The sequence below is a fragment of the uncultured Devosia sp. genome, assembly GCF_913055165.1.
Lineage (GTDB): Bacteria > Pseudomonadota > Alphaproteobacteria > Rhizobiales > Devosiaceae > Devosia.
Genome location: NZ_CAJXJS010000064.1, coordinates 1 through 19281, shown reverse-complemented (window position 1 = coordinate 19281; position 19281 = coordinate 1). Strand labels below are relative to the sequence as shown.

21 protein-coding genes are annotated in these 19281 nt (G+C 62.7%); 9 read left to right on the top strand and 12 right to left on the bottom strand.

Translation table 11 applies throughout. The annotated features are described in order from the left end of the window. The coding region (locus QZ564_RS16280; protein WP_297112227.1) for a helicase-related protein at positions 1-1239 on the bottom strand (1239 nt) is incomplete at its 3' end. Between the two features lie 505 nt (positions 1240-1744). Between QZ564_RS16280 and QZ564_RS16275 the strand changes: the two genes are divergently transcribed. Beyond that, complete coding sequence (locus tag QZ564_RS16275; RefSeq protein WP_297112225.1) at positions 1745-2077, top strand: nuclear transport factor 2 family protein; 333 nt, start codon at positions 1745-1747, stop codon at positions 2075-2077. Positions 2078-2444: 367 nt separating this feature from the next. Here QZ564_RS16275 and QZ564_RS16270 read toward each other — a convergent pair whose 3' ends face one another. Continuing rightward, the gene (locus QZ564_RS16270; protein ID WP_297112223.1) at positions 2445-3227 is read right to left on the bottom strand and encodes a DUF3108 domain-containing protein; all 783 of its coding nucleotides are present in this window, start codon (positions 3225-3227) and stop codon (positions 2445-2447) included. Positions 3228-3466: 239 nt separating this feature from the next. Between QZ564_RS16270 and rpmB the strand changes: the two genes are divergently transcribed. Next, on the top strand, positions 3467-3751 hold the full coding sequence (gene rpmB / locus QZ564_RS16265) for a 50S ribosomal protein L28 (RefSeq protein ID WP_297112222.1): 285 nt from the start codon (positions 3467-3469) through the stop codon (positions 3749-3751). A 246-nt stretch (positions 3752-3997) separates the two neighbouring features. After that, positions 3998-4633, top strand: coding sequence for a VUT family protein (locus QZ564_RS16260; RefSeq protein ID WP_297112220.1), 636 nt, complete (start codon positions 3998-4000; stop codon positions 4631-4633). On the opposite strand, the gene QZ564_RS16255 is transcribed toward QZ564_RS16260, so the two are convergent. The 5 genes from QZ564_RS16255 to QZ564_RS16235 all read right to left on the bottom strand — a co-directional run bounded on the left by QZ564_RS16255 (position 4630) and on the right by QZ564_RS16235 (position 9923). Further along, the gene (locus QZ564_RS16255; protein WP_297112218.1) at positions 4630-5016 is read right to left on the bottom strand and encodes a VOC family protein; all 387 of its coding nucleotides are present in this window, start codon (positions 5014-5016) and stop codon (positions 4630-4632) included. The genes QZ564_RS16260 and QZ564_RS16255 overlap by 4 nt on opposite strands. 69 nt (positions 5017-5085) lie before the next feature. After that, the gene (locus QZ564_RS16250) at positions 5086-6075 is read right to left on the bottom strand and encodes an esterase-like activity of phytase family protein (RefSeq protein ID WP_297112216.1); all 990 of its coding nucleotides are present in this window, start codon (positions 6073-6075) and stop codon (positions 5086-5088) included. Beyond that, complete coding sequence (gene cobT / locus QZ564_RS16245; protein ID WP_297112214.1) at positions 6072-7961, bottom strand: cobaltochelatase subunit CobT; 1890 nt, start codon at positions 7959-7961, stop codon at positions 6072-6074. The genes QZ564_RS16250 and cobT overlap by 4 nt, the downstream gene beginning before the upstream one ends. Before the next feature lie 173 nt (positions 7962-8134). Beyond that, the gene (gene cobS, locus QZ564_RS16240) at positions 8135-9118 is read right to left on the bottom strand and encodes a cobaltochelatase subunit CobS (protein WP_297112212.1); all 984 of its coding nucleotides are present in this window, start codon (positions 9116-9118) and stop codon (positions 8135-8137) included. 181 nt (positions 9119-9299) lie between these two features. Then, a complete protein-coding gene (locus tag QZ564_RS16235) occupies positions 9300-9923 on the bottom strand; it encodes a DnaJ domain-containing protein (protein WP_297112209.1) in 624 nt (207 codons plus the stop codon). Positions 9924-9965: 42 nt separating this feature from the next. On the opposite strand from QZ564_RS16235, the gene QZ564_RS16230 reads away from it, so the two are divergent. After that, a complete protein-coding gene (locus QZ564_RS16230) occupies positions 9966-10235 on the top strand; it encodes a BolA family protein (protein ID WP_297112207.1) in 270 nt (89 codons plus the stop codon). Here the strand turns inward: QZ564_RS16230 and QZ564_RS16225 are convergent, their stop codons facing one another. The 3 genes from QZ564_RS16225 to QZ564_RS16215 are packed head-to-tail and all read right to left on the bottom strand — an operon-like array spanning position 10236 to position 13238. Beyond that, positions 10236-11534, bottom strand: coding sequence for an HlyC/CorC family transporter (locus QZ564_RS16225; protein ID WP_297112205.1), 1299 nt, complete (start codon positions 11532-11534; stop codon positions 10236-10238). Then, positions 11531-12646, bottom strand: coding sequence for a 3-dehydroquinate synthase (gene aroB, locus QZ564_RS16220; RefSeq protein WP_297112203.1), 1116 nt, complete (start codon positions 12644-12646; stop codon positions 11531-11533). The genes QZ564_RS16225 and aroB overlap by 4 nt, the downstream gene beginning before the upstream one ends. Positions 12647-12650: 4 nt before the next feature. Further along, on the bottom strand, positions 12651-13238 hold the full coding sequence (locus QZ564_RS16215; protein ID WP_297112201.1) for a shikimate kinase: 588 nt from the start codon (positions 13236-13238) through the stop codon (positions 12651-12653). A 168-nt stretch (positions 13239-13406) separates the two neighbouring features. On the opposite strand from QZ564_RS16215, the gene QZ564_RS19225 reads away from it, so the two are divergent. The 5 genes from QZ564_RS19225 to QZ564_RS16190 all read left to right on the top strand — a co-directional run bounded on the left by QZ564_RS19225 (position 13407) and on the right by QZ564_RS16190 (position 17614). Next, entirely contained in the window at positions 13407-13622 is a 216-nt protein-coding gene (locus QZ564_RS19225; RefSeq protein ID WP_363312373.1) for a histidine kinase, read from the top strand. Continuing rightward, on the top strand, positions 13619-14527 hold the full coding sequence (gene xerD / locus QZ564_RS16205) for a site-specific tyrosine recombinase XerD (RefSeq protein ID WP_297112199.1): 909 nt from the start codon (positions 13619-13621) through the stop codon (positions 14525-14527). Before QZ564_RS19225 ends, xerD begins: the two co-directional genes overlap by 4 nt. A 156-nt stretch (positions 14528-14683) precedes the next feature. Further along, positions 14684-15637 (top strand): acetyl-CoA carboxylase carboxyltransferase subunit alpha, encoded by a 954-nt coding sequence (locus QZ564_RS16200; protein ID WP_297112197.1) that lies wholly within the window; start codon positions 14684-14686, stop codon positions 15635-15637. 195 nt (positions 15638-15832) lie between these two features. Next, a complete protein-coding gene (locus QZ564_RS16195) occupies positions 15833-16849 on the top strand; it encodes a murein L,D-transpeptidase family protein (RefSeq protein WP_297112195.1) in 1017 nt (338 codons plus the stop codon). Positions 16850-16930: 81 nt separating this feature from the next. Further along, positions 16931-17614: a hypothetical protein gene (locus QZ564_RS16190; protein ID WP_297112193.1), complete on the top strand. Its 684-nt coding sequence runs from the start codon at positions 16931-16933 to the stop codon at positions 17612-17614. Here QZ564_RS16190 and QZ564_RS16185 read toward each other — a convergent pair. Together QZ564_RS16185 and QZ564_RS16180 are read right to left on the bottom strand one after the other, a co-directional pair. Further along, positions 17611-18243 carry a DNA methyltransferase gene (locus QZ564_RS16185; protein WP_297112191.1) on the bottom strand — a complete coding sequence of 211 codons (633 nt, stop codon included), beginning with the start codon at positions 18241-18243 and terminating at the stop codon, positions 17611-17613. The two genes, QZ564_RS16190 and QZ564_RS16185, sit on opposite strands and share 4 nt — an antisense overlap. A 10-nt stretch (positions 18244-18253) precedes the next feature. Continuing rightward, a partial coding sequence (locus QZ564_RS16180) for an SEC-C metal-binding domain-containing protein (RefSeq protein WP_297112189.1) occupies positions 18254-19281 on the bottom strand: 1028 nt, incomplete at its 5' end.

Below are 19281 nucleotides of genomic sequence, written 5' to 3'. Positions count from 1 at the left end.
GCCCTCCGCATTGTCGCAAAACCGGACCTGCTCGGCAATCCAGTCTGCCCGAACCGATCCAATTCGTCTCAAATCCGTATAAATACGAGTGACAATCTCCCCATGCGCCGCTGGTGAGATGCCCTGATAGTCCGGAATCTGGCAACATTCCCAGAGCAGTTTGACCGCATCGTGGCCGCGCGCCAGCGCCCCGGCCTCATTGCGCATGAGAAACTCAAGCGCATGCTGATCAGTTGCAATCGGCACCCGGGTCAGCGTCCTGTCCTGCGGCACCAGCTCAAGCGAATTGCGCAAGGCTTCGACAGAACCGAAATTGAGATTCGAATTGCGCCACTGCACCTGTTTGATCGGCTGGAAGTCATGCGTCTCAAGCTGCACGACCAGCTCTTCGTCAAACCCTTCGGTGCCACCGGTCACCCCGAAGGTGCCATTGTGCCGGTGCCGGCCGGCGCGCCCGGCAATCTGCCCCAGTTCGGAAGGCGTCAGCGGGCGGCTCTGATGGCCGTCGAATTTGGTGTCGTCGGCAAAGGCGACATGGTGGATGTCGAGATTGAGCCCCATGCCGATTGCGTCGGTAGCCACAAGAAAATCCACATCGCCATTCTGGTAAAGCTCGACCTGGGCATTGCGGGTGCGGGGGCTGAGGGCGCCCATCACCACCGCCGCCCCGCCGCGCTCGCGGCGGATCAATTCGGCAATGGCATAGACCTGGCGGGCCGAGAAGGCGACGATGGCGCTGCGCGCCGGCTGGCGGGAAATCTTCTTCGAGCCAGCATAAGTCAGCTGCGAGAAGCGCGGCCGGTCGATGATTTCGGCATGCGGGATGAGCTTGCGCACCACCCCGGCCATAGTGGCCGAACCGAGCAGCAAAGTCTCCTGCAGCCCTCGGGCCTTCAGAATGCGATCGGTGAACACATGGCCGCGGTCGAAGTCGATGGCCGTCTGGATTTCGTCCACCGCAACACAGTCGACATGAATGTCCATGGGCATGGCTTCTACCGTCGCCACCCAGTAGCGCGGCTTGGCCGGAACAATCCGTTCCTCGCCGGTGACCAGCGCGACGGCTTGTTCGCCGACCCGCTCGACCACACGCGTGTAGACCTCGCGCGCCAGAAGGCGCAGCGGCAGGCCAATCATCCCGGTAGGATGGGCCAGCATCCGCTCGATGGCGAAATAGGTCTTGCCGGTATTGGTCGGCCCCAGAATGGCCTTGACCGAATGGGAAGGAGAAAAGCTCATCGCGCCCTATGTAAGCGGTCCGCTTGCACCTTGCGAGGGGCAATGGCTGATTGTCCCAGCAAAGGACACTATCGCCACAATTCTGTCGCACCGCTTAACCGCCAGAACAGAGACCGAACGAAACGGAACCGAATCGATGAGAATCAGCGAGTCCGGCTTTGTTCTCATCTAGATGTGGTGGAGCGGCCGGCCGTTTCCCTACAAGCATGCGGCCAATGGCATGTTTTGACCGCCGCGTGCCCGGAATCGGTGCCCAGACCGGTTCACACTGCTTGCCACGAAGTTAATGAGCGGCAAATCCGGTCAAATCTGAACGGCCGGTAAATTCTGTTTGCTGCAAAGTTTTTTCTGTCTTCACCGCGTCCTGCCCTGTTGCGCAGGGCCCTTCAGGCGCGTCTTGAGAAAAAATCGTGTTGACGTGCCGGTTTGGGACAACGGCCACTGACAGGTTCTGTCCCAGGATGCGCGCATATCTGGGAATGATATGGCTCTGGAGCATTCTCGAATGTCTGATATCGACCCCGCAACCCTCCCCCAACCCTTGGAGCAATATTTCAGCCGCACGGACCCTATCGATGCCGCGACCTTGTTCGCGCCCAATGCCACGGTCCGCGACGAGGGCGAATGGCACCATGGCCAGCCCGCCATTGCCCTGTGGCTGCGCCGCGTCGAAGAACGCTATCACCCGCGATATCACCTTCAGGGCGTTGAAGCCGACCACAACCGTACGATCGTGACCTTCGAGGTCTCCGGCTCGTTTCCGGGCAGCCCGGCGGTTCTGCGGCAAGCCTTCACCATCGATACCGACCAGCGCATCACCAGCCTTGAAACGCTGTGAACGTCTCAAGCCGAGACAATCCGGGCAGGCCGGCACCAAGGCCGTTAACCTTCAGATCGAACCCGGAACGAACGGGGACAGAATCAAGCCTGAATCACAAATTCGGCTTTGTTCACCACCAGCCATGGGTGGTGCTGGTACCGAAACATACAAGTCCGCGCCAAATTGCGCAGCCCTGGCCGGAAAGCCGTTCAGAACAATGAAGCTTGGGTAAATTTACACCCCTTCGGCCGCTTCCCTGATGGGTCGTTACCCTTGGGCACGCATTCTTCCAGGCGGCGTTAACCGGCAAGCCGCGGCAATGCGGGGTGTCGCTTTCGCAAAATTGTCAAAAAAGACTTTGACCGTCCGATATTGGGACGAGGCCTCAGGTCTCGGCGCGGGTCAGCACCATGGAAAGATCGCCCATGGAAGTGCCGATAATGACGCGATAGGGGATGAAATAGCCGCTCTGCCCAAGCGGGGCATACCACAGGATCATCCGGCTGGTATCGGCCAGATAGTTGGTCATCTCCGAGCTCTGGTAGTGGCCCGAAATGGGCTGATATTTCAGCGAACAGGCCACCAGCGGTCCTTGATAGCCGGTCCGCGGCGAGGTCGCCTCATCGGTATCAAGAAAACTGAGCCGGATGTTGAAACGCTCGACTCCGGTGAAAATCTTGAGCGTCTTGTCGCACAGACCGGCATTGAGCGCGCCGCCCTTGAGAATGAAGGCCGAGAGAAAATCACCGACGCCGGTCAGATGGGAGCGCTCCAGCGGTACCCTGTCATAGCTTTCCTGCACGGGCGGCTGCACCTGGAAGGCGCTGACATTGCGGCCCTCATAGCCCACATTGGATGTGAACACCTCGCCATTGGCGCGGGTTTCCAACGCAAAGCTCCGCGATTGCAGGCTTGCTCCATTCGATGTGCCCGAGACGCGCGCTGTAGCCGTACCGCTGGCCACAACACTGCCCAACCCGGCCACCCGCGCCGACAGGTCCAGGCCATAGCGCGCTCCGTCGTCCACAAGATCGATGTCGACCATGGCCACATTGATGCCGCCCACGGTCACCACATAGCTGGCTTTCGCATCAACCGGAGCGGCCATAGCGTTGGCGGCGGAGAGCGGGAGGAGCGCGGCAAGCAGGGCAAGGGTGGTTCGGATCACGTGCGGTCTTCTCGGCTGCGGGCCCGCGCGAAGCGTCGGGCAGGCTGGACGAATCACTATTCGGGTCCAAATTGCCGTCCCGCTTGGGCACAAGCAAGGCGCTCGCGCCGCTTTGTCGGGCCTCTTTGCTTGACGGATGGGTCCCAATTCTCTAAAGACCCGCCAGATTTCATGACAAATGAGGCCCGTTGCGGACTTCCCCGCCACGCAGGACCTTTACACAAACAGGATCTAGACCAATGGCACGTCGCTGCGAACTGACCGGCAAGGGCGTTATGATGGGCAACAATGTTTCGCACGCCCTCAACCGCACCCGCCGCCGCTTTCTCCCCAATCTGGTGAACGTCACCCTGATTTCGGACGCCCTTAACCGTCCGGTCAAGCTGCGGATCGCCACCTCGGCTCTGCGCACGGTTGAACACCGCGGTGGCCTGGACGCCTTCCTGCTCAAGCAGGATGACGCCGACCTGTCGCCGCTGGCCCAGGGTCTCAAGAAGGAAATCCGCGCCGCCCTCGCTGGCTAAGCGCCCTTCGCCCCAGTTTTCGACCGCGTGGTGGGCAACTGCCACGCGGTTTTGTTTTGGTCGGCGCTGTATCACCCACACGCCACCTCACCCTTGGGTTTCACCGAGGTCCTGTCGCTACGGCGGCGATGTTGAGAGTGGAGGCGCACTCCGCTCATGACGCTCAGGGGTGGATGTGATAATCCGTCCCATCACCATTCCGCACCGGTCTCATGCCGGATCGCGGTGACACAAAGGAACAGTCAAATGCTGTCTCGTATTCTGGTGGCCGTGGCCGCCATGGTGGCCGTGGTCGCCGCCTCCAACTTCCTGGTTCAGTTTCCCGTCGGCGTGACGCTTGGCGGTGTCAATATCGGCGACATCCTGACCTGGGGCGCCTTCACCTACCCGTTTGCCTTCCTCGTCACCGACCTGTCCAACCGTGCCTTTGGGCCACAACGGACCCGCCTGGTGGTGATCGCCGGCTTTGTCGTCGCCGTGATCCTCTCGGTCTGGCTGGCGACCCCGCGGATCGCCATCGCCTCGGGCAGCGCCTTCCTTGTTGCGCAGCTTCTGGATGTGTCGATCTTCCACCATCTGCGCAAGGGCGCCTGGTGGCACGCCCCCATGTTCTCTTCGCTGGTCTCCTCGGCCCTGGATACGGCTCTTTTCTTCACCCTCGCCATGGCACCCGCCTTTGCCGGCATCGATGCCCTGTTCGGCATGGAAGACTCCTCCCTCGCCTTCCCCGCCCCGCTGCTCGGCATCGGCCCGGAAGTCGAACTCTGGCAGTCCCTGGCCTTGGGTGACTTCCTGGTCAAGCTGGTGATGGCGGTCGCTCTGCTGGCGCCCTACAAGACCGTGCGCGACCTGGTGCTGAACCGGATGCCCGTAGCGGCCTAACCCGCTGGCGGCGCGACAAAGGGGTTCTCGGGAGCGGGTTCCAGGATGGCAAACACATTGCCATCCGGGTCCCGGCAGGTCACCAATTGGCCGACGCCCGGAATATTGGTCTTGGGCACAATGATCGAGCCGCCGCCCTTGGTAACCTTCTCGGCATAGTCATCCGCAGAAGCCACTTCGATTGTTGGCGTCATCGACTGCCAGGACCGCTCCCGTTTGGCTATGCCCCCGCCAATCCCGGTGCCATCCTGCCCGGTGCCGAGCAACCAGTACGGCACCGGGCCCTCAAGCCTGGTAACGGGCCAGTCGAAGACAGCCGCATAGAATTTGGCCGCCCGTTCCGGGTCGTCGGCGGCAATGTCGATATGGACGAAATGCGGCATGGCCCAACTCCTGCACCCATGCCCAATGATCGCCCGGCGTGCCCGGATCGCCTTGACCTCGATCAAGAATTACTCTGGTAGCGCGAATTCCAGCACCAGGGTCCGCTGCCAATCGTTGAAATTATTGTCCGAGCCGATGAAGATCCGGGTCTCGCCGCCCGGTGTCTCATGCACCATCAGGCTTTCCATATTGTCGATCTCGCCGCCCTGGGCCGAAAGCAGCAATTCGCCGGCCATCAGATTGCCCGGCCGCACCTCCGCCGCTGGAACGCGGCGCAAATGCATCACGAAGGCAAACAGCGACACGCCCCGCTCCAGCACCAACAGGTCGCCATTGGGCAGGAACTTGCAATCGGTCGGATTGACGATCGGCGAATTGACAAATCCGATCGGCCCCTTGTCATTGACGCCCAGCAATTCACCCCGGTGGTTACCCTTCGCATCCAGCGCCTCTTCGGCCAGCAACAGCGTGGAGCCGGCAATGGGCGAGGCTGGCGGCGCGATACAGACCGCCTCCAGGCTTTCATTGGTCCTGAGATCGGTCAGCCATTGCGGAATGTTGACCTCGCGCGCCGCACCGCCCGGCCGGCCATCGGTGACGGCGAAATCGGCCACGCGCGTCAGATGCTCGAAACCCACCCGCACCGCAGCCGGCGCGCCATCCCGCCAGATCGTATCCATGCCCTCTGCGTCCCGCGCAAATTGGCGCGGCAAGGGCGCGCCCGCCGAATTCTGCATCGGTTCGATAGTGACACCGATCAGCCCGATCAGTCGGTCGGCCTGGTCATAGGCCAGCTGCCCGGCGATGAAATTGCCCCGATCCGTGATGAAGGCGATGCGCTGGTCGGGGCCGGTCACCGTCACGCTGGACAGCCCACCAAAGGTATCGACCGGACTTTGCAGCGTCAGGCCGCCGCGGAAGATCAGGCGATCGACCGGCTGGTCCAGTTCCACACCCTTGAACCGGGTCACCGGCGCGGCACTCACCATCAACTCCACCGCCCCCGCCGGCAGGGCCGGGACCAGCAGCGCGGCGGCGAGAATGGCCCGCAGCATCATCCCCTGGCGCGCCTCCTGGTCTGGGCTGGCATTTCCTCATCGAACAAGGCCGCCAATTCGTCGGTCAACGCCCCGGCCAGTTCCTCGGCATCGAGCAGGGTCACGGCACGCCGATAATAGCGTGTCACGTCGTGCCCTATACCCACGGCCACCAGCTGGATGGGCGAGCGCGTCTCGATATCCTCGATCACCTGCCGCAGATGAGCCTCAAGGTAATTGCCGGCATTGACCGACTGCGTCGAGTCATCGACCGGCGCACCATCGGAAATCACCATCATGATGCGGCGCTGCTCGGGCCGGGCCATCAACCGCTTGCGCGCCCATTCGAGCGCCTCGCCGTCAATGTTCTCCTTGAGCAGGCCCTCGCGCATCATCAGCCCCAGATTGCGCCGGGCGTGGCGCCAGGGCTCGTCGGCGGCCTTGTAGATGATGTGGCGGATATCGTTGACCCGGCCCGGATTGGGCGGGCGATTGGCTTCGAGCCAGGCCTCGCGGCTCTTGCCGCCCTTCCAGGCCCGGGTGGTGAACCCCAGTATCTCCACCTTCACCCCGCACCGCTCCAGCGTGCGCGCGAGAATATCGCCGCAGATCGCCGCAATGGTGATCGGTCGGCCACGCATCGAGCCGGAATTATCGATCAGCAGCGTCACGACGGTGTCGCGGAAGTCGGTGTCGTTCTCGACCTTGAAGCTTAGCGCCTGCAGCGGATCGGTGACGACGCGGGTGAGGCGCGCGGTATCGAGCAGGCCTTCTTCGAGGTCGAATTGCCAACTCCGGTTCTGCTTGGCCATCAGGCGCCGCTGCAGCTTATTGGCCAGCCGCGCCACCGCACCGGCCAGGTTTTCAAGCTGCTTGTCGAGCAGCGCACGCAACTGGTCGAGCTCATCGGGCGGGCACAGTTCGGCCGCCTTGACGATCTCATCATATTTCTGCGTGAAGACTTTGTAGTTGAACTGGTTGGAGAGCCGCTCGCCGCCATCCTTGGCTGGCGGGGGCATCGGCGCGTCCTCGCCCGCTTCGGCCTCGGCATCCTCGTCGGCATCGGCCATATCGGCTTCCATGCCTTCGACGTCACCGGTGTCCTCGCTCTCGCCGGCCTGCTGGTCCTCGTCGCTATCAGCCTGCTCGTTCTCGCCCTCGCCCTGCTCGGGCGACTGGTCGGAGCCTTGCGCCTGTTCGGGCTGGCTATCCTCGCCGGCGTCCTCGTCGCTCTCGGAAGGGTCCTCCATGTCGCTCTCAGCGATCAGGTTGAGGTCGCGCAGTACCTTGCGAGCGGCCCGGGAGAAGGTCTCCTGGTCCTCATAGGTGCCCAGCAGTTCCTCGAGCGAGCTACCCGCCTTGGCCTCGATCTCCTTGCGCCAGAGATCAACCAGTGCATGGCCCGAAGGCGGCACATCCACGCCGGCGAGCTTTTCGCGCAGCATCAGCCCCAAGGCCTCGGCCAGGGGCGCATCGCCCTTGTCGTCAACCTCGGCGAAATTGGCCCGGAACAGCCGGTCTTCCAGCATTTCGTGGATATTGCCCACCATGCCCGGCATGCGGATGCACCCAAGCGATTCCACCCGCGCCTGTTCGAGCGCATCGAAGGCGGCGCGGGCCTGCGGATCCATGGGCGAACGCTTGCGATGGGCTTCCGGATCGTGGCTGGCGAGGCGCATGGCCATGGCGTCGCCCTGCCCGCGGGCAATGGCGATGTCGCGCTTGGTCGGCAGGCGCGGCAGATTGGCCAGCCGCGCCTTGTCCGAGGTGAGCAGCGGCCGGTCGGCAGTGAAGCTGACCTCAAGGTCCGGCTTGGCACCGATCGCACGCACCGTCGCGCCCATGGCCGATTTGAAGGCCTGGGTCTGGTCGGGTTTGTTGGGCTTGCTGCGCGGGGGTTGTGCCATTGTCGTCAATTCGATTCTGGCCGGAGAAGGAACAAGGCCCCCTCACCCGGCCCGTTGGGCCGACCTCTCCCCCACAAGGGAGAGGTAAGGTGGCGGCGCGCTCGGTGCCCACTTCATCTCTCCCTTTGGGGGAGAGGTCGCCGCGTAGCGGCGGGTGAGGAGGGCCTTTGGCCTTACGCCATCACCGCCAGATTGGCGGAGCTTTCCGGCAGGTCTTCACCGAACACGCGCTGGTAGAACTCAGCCACCACCGGGCGCTCAAGCTCGTCGCATTTGTTGAGGAAGGTCAGGCGGAAGGCAAAGCCGATATCACCGCCGAAAATGACAGCGTTTTCGGCCCAGGTGATGACACCACGCGGCGACATGACCGTGGAGATATCGCCATTGATGAAGGCCGAACGGGTAAGATCGGCCAGACGCACCATATTGGCGATCTGCTTCTTGCCCTTTTCGGTCTCGGCATAGCTCTTGTTCTTGGCCAGAACGATGCCGACTTCCTTGTCATGCGGCAGGTAGTTGAGCGTCGTGACAATGCTCCAGCGGTCCATCTGACCCTGGTTGATCTGCTGGGTACCGTGATAGAGGCCCGACGTATCGCCAAGGCCGATCGTGTTGGTGGTCGAGAACAGGCGGAAAGCCGGGTGCGGAATGATCACGCGGTTCTGGTCGAGCAGCGTCAACCGGCCCGATTGTTCCAGCACGCGCTGGATCACGAACATCACATCCGGACGGCCGGCATCATATTCGTCAAAGACCAGAGCCACATTGTTCTGCACCGCCCAGGGCAGGATGCCGTCTCGGAACTCGGTGATCTGCTTGCCGTCCTTGAGGACGATCGCGTCCTTGCCGACGAGGTCAATGCGGCTCACATGGCTATCGAGGTTAACGCGGACCAGCGGCCAGTTGAGGCGCGCCGCGACCTGCTCGATATGGGTGGATTTGCCGGTGCCGTGATAGCCCTGCACCATGACGCGGCGGTTATAGGCAAAGCCGGCCAGGATCGCGAGCGTGGTGTTCCGGTCGAAGAGATAATCCGGATCGATCGGCGGCACGTGATCAGTCCGGTCCTTGTAGCCCTTGACCACCATGTCGGTGTCGATCCCGAACAGATCCCGCGCCTTGTATTCGGTGTCAGGCAGATTGGTGAATTCAGTCATGGTCGGGCTCTTGGAACTGCAGAAGAAAATTCATCGAAGCGGTGGCTCTATAGCAGCAATGTGACGGTGCGGGTAGCCTTGCCTTGGCGAAGCTGGGATGCCGAAAGACCCCCACCCTCATTCCCTCCCCTTGATGGGGAGGGAATGAGGGTGGGGTGACTGGCCGTTGTCAGATCTGCCGCTATCGCACCACGAAACCCTGTTTCTTCAAGTGCGTATAGGCCGCGATGACCGAGCGCAGGCGTTCTTCCGACGACGCGTCACCGCCATTGACGTCTGGATGGTGCTTTTTGACCAGGTCCTTATAGGCCCGCTTGATCTCGTCGGATTTGGCATGCTTGGTGAAGCCCAGGGTCTCCAGCGCGCGCCGGTCCGGCTCGTTGAGCGGCTTCACCCGCTCCGTCGCCGGCCGTTTGGACTGCTGGTAGCGATAGCGCGCAAACACACCGAACGGGTCGCCATATTTATCGCCTGGCTTGGCCGCATTGCGCCCCGCAGCCCGCGCCGCACCGGGATTACCGGTGGCAAAGCTGGAACGCGATTCGGCCTTGGGCGGGGTATGCAGGGCCTCATCCAGCTCTTCCGGGCTCATGCCGGCGAAATAGTTGAAAGCCTTGTTGTAGTGCCGCACATGCTCAAGGCAGAAATTGTGATACTCGCCTTCCGAGCGCACACCCTTGGGCGCCTTGAACTCTCCGGTTGCCTCACACCCCTCCCAGTCACACTTGACCGTCACCGGTTCGGGCTTTTCCTCCCGCCGGGGTCGAACGCGAATGGAATCGAAGAGCTTGGATTGCAGTTTCATTGTGCCTAGTTGTGTCTTCAATCAGTTATTGGAGCCGACACCATGTCCATGAGGGACACGATCCACGCCAAGCTCAGCGAAAAATTTGCTCCCCTCCACTTGGAGGTGATCGATGAATCCGAGTCTCACCACGGACATGCCGGATGGCGTGAGGGCGGTGAAACCCATTTTCGTGTCAGAATCGCGACCCGCAATTTTGACGGGCTCAGCCGTGTTGCGCAACACCGTGCGGTAATGGCGGCGCTTGACGATGAATTGAAGGCCGGTGTGCATGCCCTCGCCATCGAGGTGCTACCGGCCCAAGCCATATAGTCAATCCTGCGAAGCTTGGCCACCCTCCGCCTGTGGGGTGATCCGCACTTTCGACACGCGCTGCCGGTCCCGCTCCAGGACCAGGAACGAAAAGCCGTGCGCCTCGACCTGGTGTCCGGGCTCCGGAATGAGCTTGGCTGCATTGATGACGATGCCGGCGACCGTATTGGCATGCTCGTCCGGTAGATCCCAGTCGAGCAGCCGGTTGATATCGCGGATCGCGATGCTCGCATCAACAACGAAACTGCCATCGGCCTGCTTGTCGATGCCAAACACGGCCTCGTCGTCCGGCTCGTCATGCTCGTCCGAAATGTCACCAACGATTTCCTCGATGATGTCTTCGAGTGTCACCAGGCCCTCGAGCACCCCATATTCGTCCAGCACCAGCGCCATATGCGAATGGCGCTTCAGAAAAGCCGAGAGCTGTACCTGGACCGGGGTCGACTGCGGGATGAACCAGGGTTTGCTCATGATCTGCCGGATATCGACGCGGGAGGCATCGCCATCCACCGCCATCAGCGCCCGGAGTACATCCTTGGCGTGGACGATGCCGACAATATCGTCGGTCTCGCCCTGATACAGGGGGATGCGGGTATAGGCGCTGTCCAGCACCGCCTTGACCAGTTCGTCCGCGCTCATGGTGGCGTCGAGCGCCAGCATCTGGGTGCGGTGCACCATCACGTCGCTGACCACGAGGTCCCGCAGATCGAGCAGGCCGCCCAGCATGTCGCGATCATCCTTGACCACTTCACCTTCCGAATGCAGCAGGTCCAAGGTGCCACGGATTTCATCATGCCCCGAAATGGCGCTGACATTGCTTGCATCGAGCCCGAAGAGCCTCAGAATGGCATTGACGATGGCCTGCACCGCCAGGGTCACTGGCGCAAAGACAATCACCACCACGCGGATTACCGGCGAGACGGTAAGCGCAAATCCGTCGGGCCGCATCAGCGCCAGCGTCTTGGGCAGCACCTCGGAAAACACCACCACCGCCGCCGTCATGGCAATGGTGGCATAGGCGATGCCCGCCTCGCCGAACAGGGCAATGAGCACGCTGGCTGCCAGCGTCGAGGCGAGAATGTTGACGATATTGTTGCCCAGCAGAATCGCCCCGATCAGCCTTTCCTTCTCGCTGGTAAGACTTTCCACCAGCACCGCCCGCTTGTCGCCCGAACGGGCCAGCTGGTGCATGCGTGCCCGTGATGCCGCGGTCAGCGCGGTTTCCGAACCGGAAAAGAAAAAGCTCATCGCCAGCAGCAGGAGGATGCCGGCAGAAGTCAGCCACAGGGTAATGCTCATGATTGGCGCATCTCCTCCAGGAACGAATGGACGGCCGCCGGATCGACGTTCCTTTCGATGAAAGACTGGCCAATGCCGCGGGTGAGGATAAAGGTCAGCGCGCCGCGCGAAACCTTCTTGTCCTGTGCGATGGCCGCCATCAGCATATCGGTCGAGCCGAGTTCGCCGGGAATATCGCTCAATTTTGTTGGCAGGCCCGCCGCCCGCAAATGCGCCGCCACCCGGCCGCTATCCTGCCCCGGCGCCAGCCCTAGCCTGTTGGAAAAGCCGTGCGCCAGCACCATGCCGATGGCCACGCCTTCACCATGCAGCAGCCGATCCGAATAGCCGGTGTCCTTTTCGAGCGCATGACCGAAAGTGTGGCCCAGATTGAGCAGCGCCCGGACCCCGGTTTCCTTCTCGTCCGCTATCACCACCCGCGCCTTGTGGGCGCAGCAGCGGGCAATGGCCTCGCCGCGCGCCGGCCCGCCAGCAAAGATTTCGACGCGATTGGCCTCCAGCCACTCGAAGAATTCCGGATCGTCGATCAGCCCATATTTGACCACCTCGGCATAGCCGGCGGCGAATTGGCGCGGTTCCAGCGTATCGAGCGCGGAAAGATCGGCCAGCACCAATTTGGGCTGATGAAAGGCCCCGACCAGGTTCTTGCCATGCGGCGAGTTGATGCCCGTCTTGCCGCCCACCGAAGAATCCACCTGCGCCAGGAGCGAGGTCGGCACCTGCACGAAATCCATGCCGCGCCGCGTGACCGACGCCGCAAAACCGGCAAGATCGCCAATGACGCCGCCACCCAGCGCGATCACCAGATCGCCGCGTTCCAGCCTGGCCGCGAGCAAGCCCTCGACCACTTTTTCCAGGCTCGCATAGCTCTTGGTGGCCTCACCGGCCGGCAGAGTTATGACGTCATAGGATAGCCCCGCGGCTTCGAGACCGGCCACCAGACGCGGCAATTGCGCCGCCGCGACCATCTCGTCGGTGACGATGCCATAGCGCCGGCCAGGGAATTTTTCTGCGAGGATTGCGCCCGCCTCATCGATCAGCTTCGGGCCGATGAGAATGTCATAGGCGCGTTCGCCCAGCGCGACGTGAACTATGTGGTCGATCTGCGCCATGATGCTAAGCCTGTTGTTTCCTGAAATGGTCGAGCAGCGCCCCGATCACGTCGCCGGCCACCTGATCTTGCGGCACATCGCGGCTGATCACAGTGATGTCCGCCTCCTGATAGAGGGGATAGCGGTCCGCAATCAGCTTTTCGAGCGTGCCCTTGGGATCGGCCGTCTTGAGCAGGGGGCGGTTGGAGCGGCGCGAGACCCTCTCGAACAGCACGTCGAGATCGGCCTTGAGCCACACAGACACCGCCTCCGCCTTCACCAGCGCCCTTGTATCGGGATTGACGAAGGCACCGCCCCCGGTGGCCAGCACGATGTCCTTCTCCTTGAGCAGGCGCGCAATCACCCGCATCTCGCCGGCGCGGAATTCCCCTTCCCCACGCTGTTCAAAGATTTCAGGGATGCTCATCTGCGCCGCGCGCTCGATTTCCTCGTCGCTATCGATGAACTGGCGGCCCAGACGGCTGGCCAGACGCCGGCCGACCGTGGTCTTGCCTGCCCCCATCATGCCAACCAGCACCAGGGGGCGGCCATCGAGCCTGGCGGCCAAAGCCCGGGCCCGGCCCTGCCGTCCACCGCCATCGCTCTTGCTCACCTGCCGCGCCCTCCGATCATCGCCGCTATCAACCGGTCCGGGCCCGGCCTGTCAAGCATGGCACCGCCCCGGTTGATCGTCAGGTCCTGTTTCGGCGAGACTGGAGAACAACACAACCGCAACCTTTTCCGCATAGACTTTGCCCGTTCCGGCCCAGAAGGACCTTTCATGCCCTCCCTGATCCGCCTTCTCATCATCCTGATTTTTCTGGCGGGCCTGGTCTATGCCGGCATGTTCGCGCTGGTCACCTTTGTCGAACCGACCCCCAAGGAGGTCAGCCAGCGCATTCCCACGCGCGAACTGCTCGGTGAAACCGAGGCGGGGCGCCCGGGCACCAGCCTGCCCCAGCCCAATGTCACCTCCGAGCCCAGTTCTGGCCAATGAGCGGCCAGCACCTGATCGCCAGCTTTCTCGAGATGATGAGTGCCGAACGCGGTGCGGCGGCCAATACGATAGAAGCCTATCGCCGCGACCTCACCCACTACGCCGCATTTGTTTCGGCGCAGAACCAGACCCTGCTCAGCGCCACGCGCGACACCGTCACCGCCTGGCTCGATGACCTCAAGACCGAGGGCCTTTCGGCCTCTTCCAGCGCCCGGCGCCTGTCGGCCATTCGCCAGTTTCACAAATTCCTCTGCGCCGACGGCCTGCGCAGTGACGATCCCACGCGCATCGTCGCCAGTCCCAAATCCCGCCGCGCCTTGCCCAAGGTCCTTTCCGTGGCCGAGGTCGACCGGCTGCTGAGTTTGGCGGAAACCGAGGCCAACACACCCGCCAGCCCGCAAAAGCAGATCGCCGCACAGCGACTCTACGTCCTGCTCGAAATGCTCTACGCCACGGGCCTGCGCGTTTCCGAACTGGTGAGCCTGAAACGCGCCGCCGTGATGCGCGACGCCGCCTTTATCACCGTCACCGGCAAGGGCAACAAGGATCGCGTCGTGCCCATGAATGACCGCGCTCGCGACGCTGTGCGCCACTGGCTCACCACGCTCGAGCCAGGCCCCTTCCTTTTCCCCGCCAAGGGCGAAGACGGGCACCTTTCCCGCCAGGTCTTCGCGCGTGACCTCAAATCCCTTGCCGCCCGTGCCGGCATTTCAAGCGCCCGCGTCGCCCCCCACGTACTGCGTCATGCCTTTGCCAGTCATCTTCTGGCCGGCGGCGCCGATCTGCGTGTTGTGCAGATGCTGCTCGGCCATGCCGATATTTCCACAACCCAGATCTACACCCATGTGCTCGACGAGAAGCTGCGGAGTCTGGTGGAAAGCCACCATCCGCTGGCCAATGGCTGAGCCTGGCAAACGAAATCCCAACCATTTCGCGCCCAAAGCTTGACTTGCCATTGCTCCCTCGCCACTTTCCGGCCACTTTAGGGCGCAAGAGCAGCGGGCCATGTCGCATGGGCCGTCGAGCCTGTTGCCAGAACAATGACCCTTTTGGGCGGTGGGATGCAGTCTTATCTCGATTTTGAAAAGCCGGTCGCCGATCTCGAAGCCAAGATCGCCGAACTGAAATCGCTGGCACAGACCGACCAGGCCGTGTCCATTGATGAAGAGGTGAACCGGCTGTCCGCCCGCGCTGACGAGGCGCTGGTCGAAATCTATCGCAAGCTCACACCTTGGCAGAAGACCCAGGTGGCGCGCCACCCGCAGCGCCCGCATTTCTCCGACTATGTGCGCTCGCTGATCACTGAATGGACCCCTTTGGCCGGCGACCGCAAATTCGGCGAGGACGCCGCCCTCCAGGCCGGTTTCGGGCGCTTCAACGGCACCCCCGTAGCCGTACTCGGCCAGGAGAAGGGCAATTCCACCGAGACCCGCCTCAAGCACAATTTCGGCATGGCCAATCCCGAGGGCTACCGCAAGGCTGTCCGCATCATGGAGATGGCTGACCGCTTCTCCATTCCGGTCATATCCTTCGTCGATACTTCCGGCGCCTATCCAGGCATTGGCGCCGAAGAGCGCGGCCAGGCCGAGGCCATCGCCCGCTCCACTGAAAAGAGCCTGGAACTGGGCGTGCCCAATATCGCCATCATCATTGGTGAGGGCGGCTCGGGCGGCGCCATTGCCATCGCCACGGCCAATCGCGTCCTCATGCTGGAAAACGCCATCTATTCGGTGATTTCGCCCGAAGCCGGCGCCTCGATCCTGTTCCGCGACGCGGCCAAGGCGCAGGACATGGCCACCGCCCAGAAAATCACTGCCCAGGATCTGCTCGGCTTTGGCGTCATCGACGCCATCATTCCCGAGCCCGCCGGCGGCGCGCACCGCCATCACGGCACCATCATGGACTCCACCCGGGCCGCTGTGGCCGCCTTCCTCAAGGACTTTGCCGGCAAATCGCGCCTGGAAACCCGCGAACACCGCCGCGAAAAATTCCTGGCCATCGGGACAAACCTTTAGGTCAAACGTGCTCTCGTTGAGGCGCAAGTCACAGCGCTGCTGCAAGGCAGCGCTGGAGCGTCTCACACATTGGCGTGATCGGCCCCAGCTTCCGCCAGCATCGCGCTCATGGTAAAGGCTTCCTTCACCGCCGACGCGCATACTGCGTCAGGTGTGCCCGCATGCCGGGCTTTTTTAGTGACGGGCTGGACTTTCTTGACTGCCACCTTTTTTCATCGCCTCGGCGCCATCGTCATCCTGCTTTGGCTGAGCATCGGCCTGGCGGCCTGTTCCAACTTCGTCAAGGGTGGCGACAACCGCCATAATATTCCGCTTGCGGGTGGTGTCGTTCAGGGCCTGCGCAATATGGGCTCGTCACCCGGCGAGGGCATGCTGGTACGCATCTTCAAGGAAGAATCCGTCCTTGAGGTCTGGAAGAAAACCAGTTCCGGCAGCTACCGTCTGTTCAAGACCTATGAGATTTGCGCCTATTCGGGCGATTTGGGTCCCAAGTTCAAGGAAGGCGACCGCCAGAGTCCCGAGGGTTTCTACACCATTACGCCGGGCCTGATGAATCCGCGCTCCAACTACTATCTGGCCTTCAATACCGGCTTTCCCAACAAGTTCGACCGCGTTCACGGCCGCACCGGCAGCGACCTGATGGTGCATGGCGACTGCTCCTCGCGCGGCTGCTATGCCATGACCGATGCCGGCATCGCCGAAATCTATGCCCTGGCCCGCGAGACCTTCAAGGGTGGCAATTCCAGCTTCCAGCTGCAGATCTTTCCCTTCCGCATGACCACGGCCAATCTGGCCCGGCATGCATCGAGCCCGCATTTGGATTTCTGGAAGGACATCAAGGAAGGCTACGACTATTTCGAAATGACCCGGACCCCGCCGGTCTGGGACGTTTGCGAAAAGCAGTATATTTTCAATCCGGCCGGCTCTGGTCCGCTCAATGCCGCCGGCACATGCCCGCCCTCCAACCGCAATCCGGCCCTCATCGCCAAATTGCAGGCAGACGAAGCCGAACTGGCCAATAAGGCCGACGCTGCCCAGAAGGCGGCCGAGCGCAAGGCCGCCGAGGAGGCAGCCCTTGCCGAGCGCGGGGCCGCGGTCAACAGCTTCTTCTCCGGGATTGGCTCGGGCATTGGCGGTCTCTTCGGCGGTGGTTCACAGACCCCGGCCGAGGCCACCACCGGCATGCCCACCCCTTCTGCACAGCGCCCCTGAACGGATGACCGGGCCTTGCGCCGGTCAAAGTTCTGCCCCAGTTAGGGCGGACTGCGAATAGGCAGACCAAGGACAGGCCTGATGGACCAGCCGGAAAGCGCCAGATCCGAACCCGACGCCAGCACCGTCCAGGCGGAAGCCGGACGTAGCGCAGCGGCTCCGGCTGTTGCTGCCCCAGGCGATGGCCCCGCACGTGTCCGCCACTTCGACCCGCAGCCCGCCCACCATGCCCCCCGCCTGCCGGGCCTGCTCGCCTTCGGCGCCATTCTCTTCGGCTTCGCCGCCTTCGCCTTTTCCGGCTGGATCTACAGCCGCGGACAGGAGGAGATCATGCGCCTCTCAACCGAGCTGGCCGAACTGCGCGTGAGCCTTGATCTCTACATCCGCAATGGCGGCGGTAGCGGCGAGACGCTGGCCGATCTGCAGGCGCGACTGGCGACCCTGGAGAACGCCTCCGCAAGCGCAACGGTCCCCCTGCCTGCCGCAACCACGGCGGCGACGCCACAGGCGACTGCAGAGAGTGGAGACTGCTTGCCCGCCGGTATGCGGCTGCTGGTGGCTGCAGGCGATACCTACCCGATTTGCGGACAGTCAGCCGCCGTCAATGTCAGCTTCGTCGACAATGGCTATATCACCCTGGCCGACGGCACCTCCGTGGCCTCGGGCGGCACCATGCCGCTGCCCGGCAGCGCCTGCATGATTGCCGTGACCTCGGGCGGCGACGAGGGGCTGACCGGCTATGCGGAAATTCGGGTGAGCTGCTAGGCCCCGAAAATCAGCAGCGAACTGTGCTGCACCCCTGGCCCAGCCGGCCAGCCTGAGGTGTTGATGCGGACCACTTCCCGCTCCAGCTGGCACACTGTGCCAATGGCGTCCGCCATCTGTCCCACCAGCGGCCGGAAGCCATCTTCGGTCAGGATATTGGACACTTCCACCACGATCTTGCCGCCGGGCACGACACGGCCGGCGACGCTGGCAAATATGGCTTCCATATCCTGGAAGTAGGTCGGTCCCCAGGGATCGTCTTCCAGATGCACTGTGGGATAGGGTGGGCTGGTATAGACCAGCGCAAAGTCAGGCAGCGCGTGTGCGTCCAACTCCTGGATGGGGGCGTGGATAATCCGATTGGGCGGCCAGAGCCTTTCACGCACCCAGTCCGCCCGCGCTGCATTGGGTTCAAAACCGATGCAGTGGCGCCCCATGGCCTGTGCGGTGATCAGGCCCGTGCCAAGCCCGGCAAAGGGGTCCAGAACCCAGTCGCCGGGACGTGAATAGGCGCTGAGCACCAGCTTTGCCAGCTCGACCGGCGAACGGTCGTCGGCAAAGCCATCGAACTCGATGGCCTCCAGCCGTCCATCAAGGGTGATCCAATCGCTGCCAAGCAGATTGGTCACCGCCCCCGCCTCAGGCGAAGGCGCCGTGGCAATGCTTGAACTTCTTGCCCGAGCCGCAGGGGCACGGCGCATTGCGGGAAACGCCAACCAGCAGCTTGGGGTCGACCGGGGGCAGGCCGTCACGACCCGCCGCAGCATCGCCGGCCGCATCATTCTCCCCGGTCAGGGGGTCGATATGGGTTTCGGTCAGCTTGCTCATATCCGGGGCCGGCGGCGGCTCTGGCTGGCGAATCTGCAGTTCCACATGGCTGATCTGGGTGGTCACCAGCTCGCGCAGATTGCCCAGCATGGCCTGGAACAGCTCATAGGCTTCCTGCTTGTATTCGTTGAGCGGGTCGCGCTGGGCGAGGCTGCGCCAGTTCACCACCTTGCTCAGATGATCGAGGGTGACCAGATGCTCGCGCCATAGCCCGTCGATCGATTGCAGCAGGACAGATTTCTCGATCTGGCGCATGATGTCGGGGGTGAACCGCGCGGCTTTCGCCGCGATGTGGCTGTCGGCGAGATCGGTGAGGCGTTCGGTGACGGTTTCGACGTCGATGCCTTCCTCTTCGGCCCAGGCGGCGGCCGGGGCGTCAACGCCAAGATAGGTGCGGGCGGCATTGGTCAGCTGTTCGGTGTCCCACTGCTCGGGATAGGAGCGGTCGGGAATGGCGCGGGCGACGATCGACTGCACGACGTCGTGGCGCATATCGGTGACGGTATCGGACACATCGTCGTCGTCCATCAATTCGAGCCGCTGCTCGAAGATCACCTTGCGCTGATCGTTCATCACATCGTCGAATTTGAGGATGTTCTTGCGGATGTCGAAGTTGCGCGCCTCGACCTTGGCCTGGGCCCGCTCGAGGGCCTTGGTGACCCAGGGATGGGAAATGGCTTCGCCGTCTTCGAGCCCGAGCTTTTCGAGCATGGAGTTCATGCCCTCGACCGGGAAGATGCGCATCAAATCGTCCTGCAGCGACAGGAAGAATTTCGACTGGCCGGGGTCGCCCTGGCGGCCTGAACGGCCACGCAGCTGATTGTCGATGCGCCGGCTCT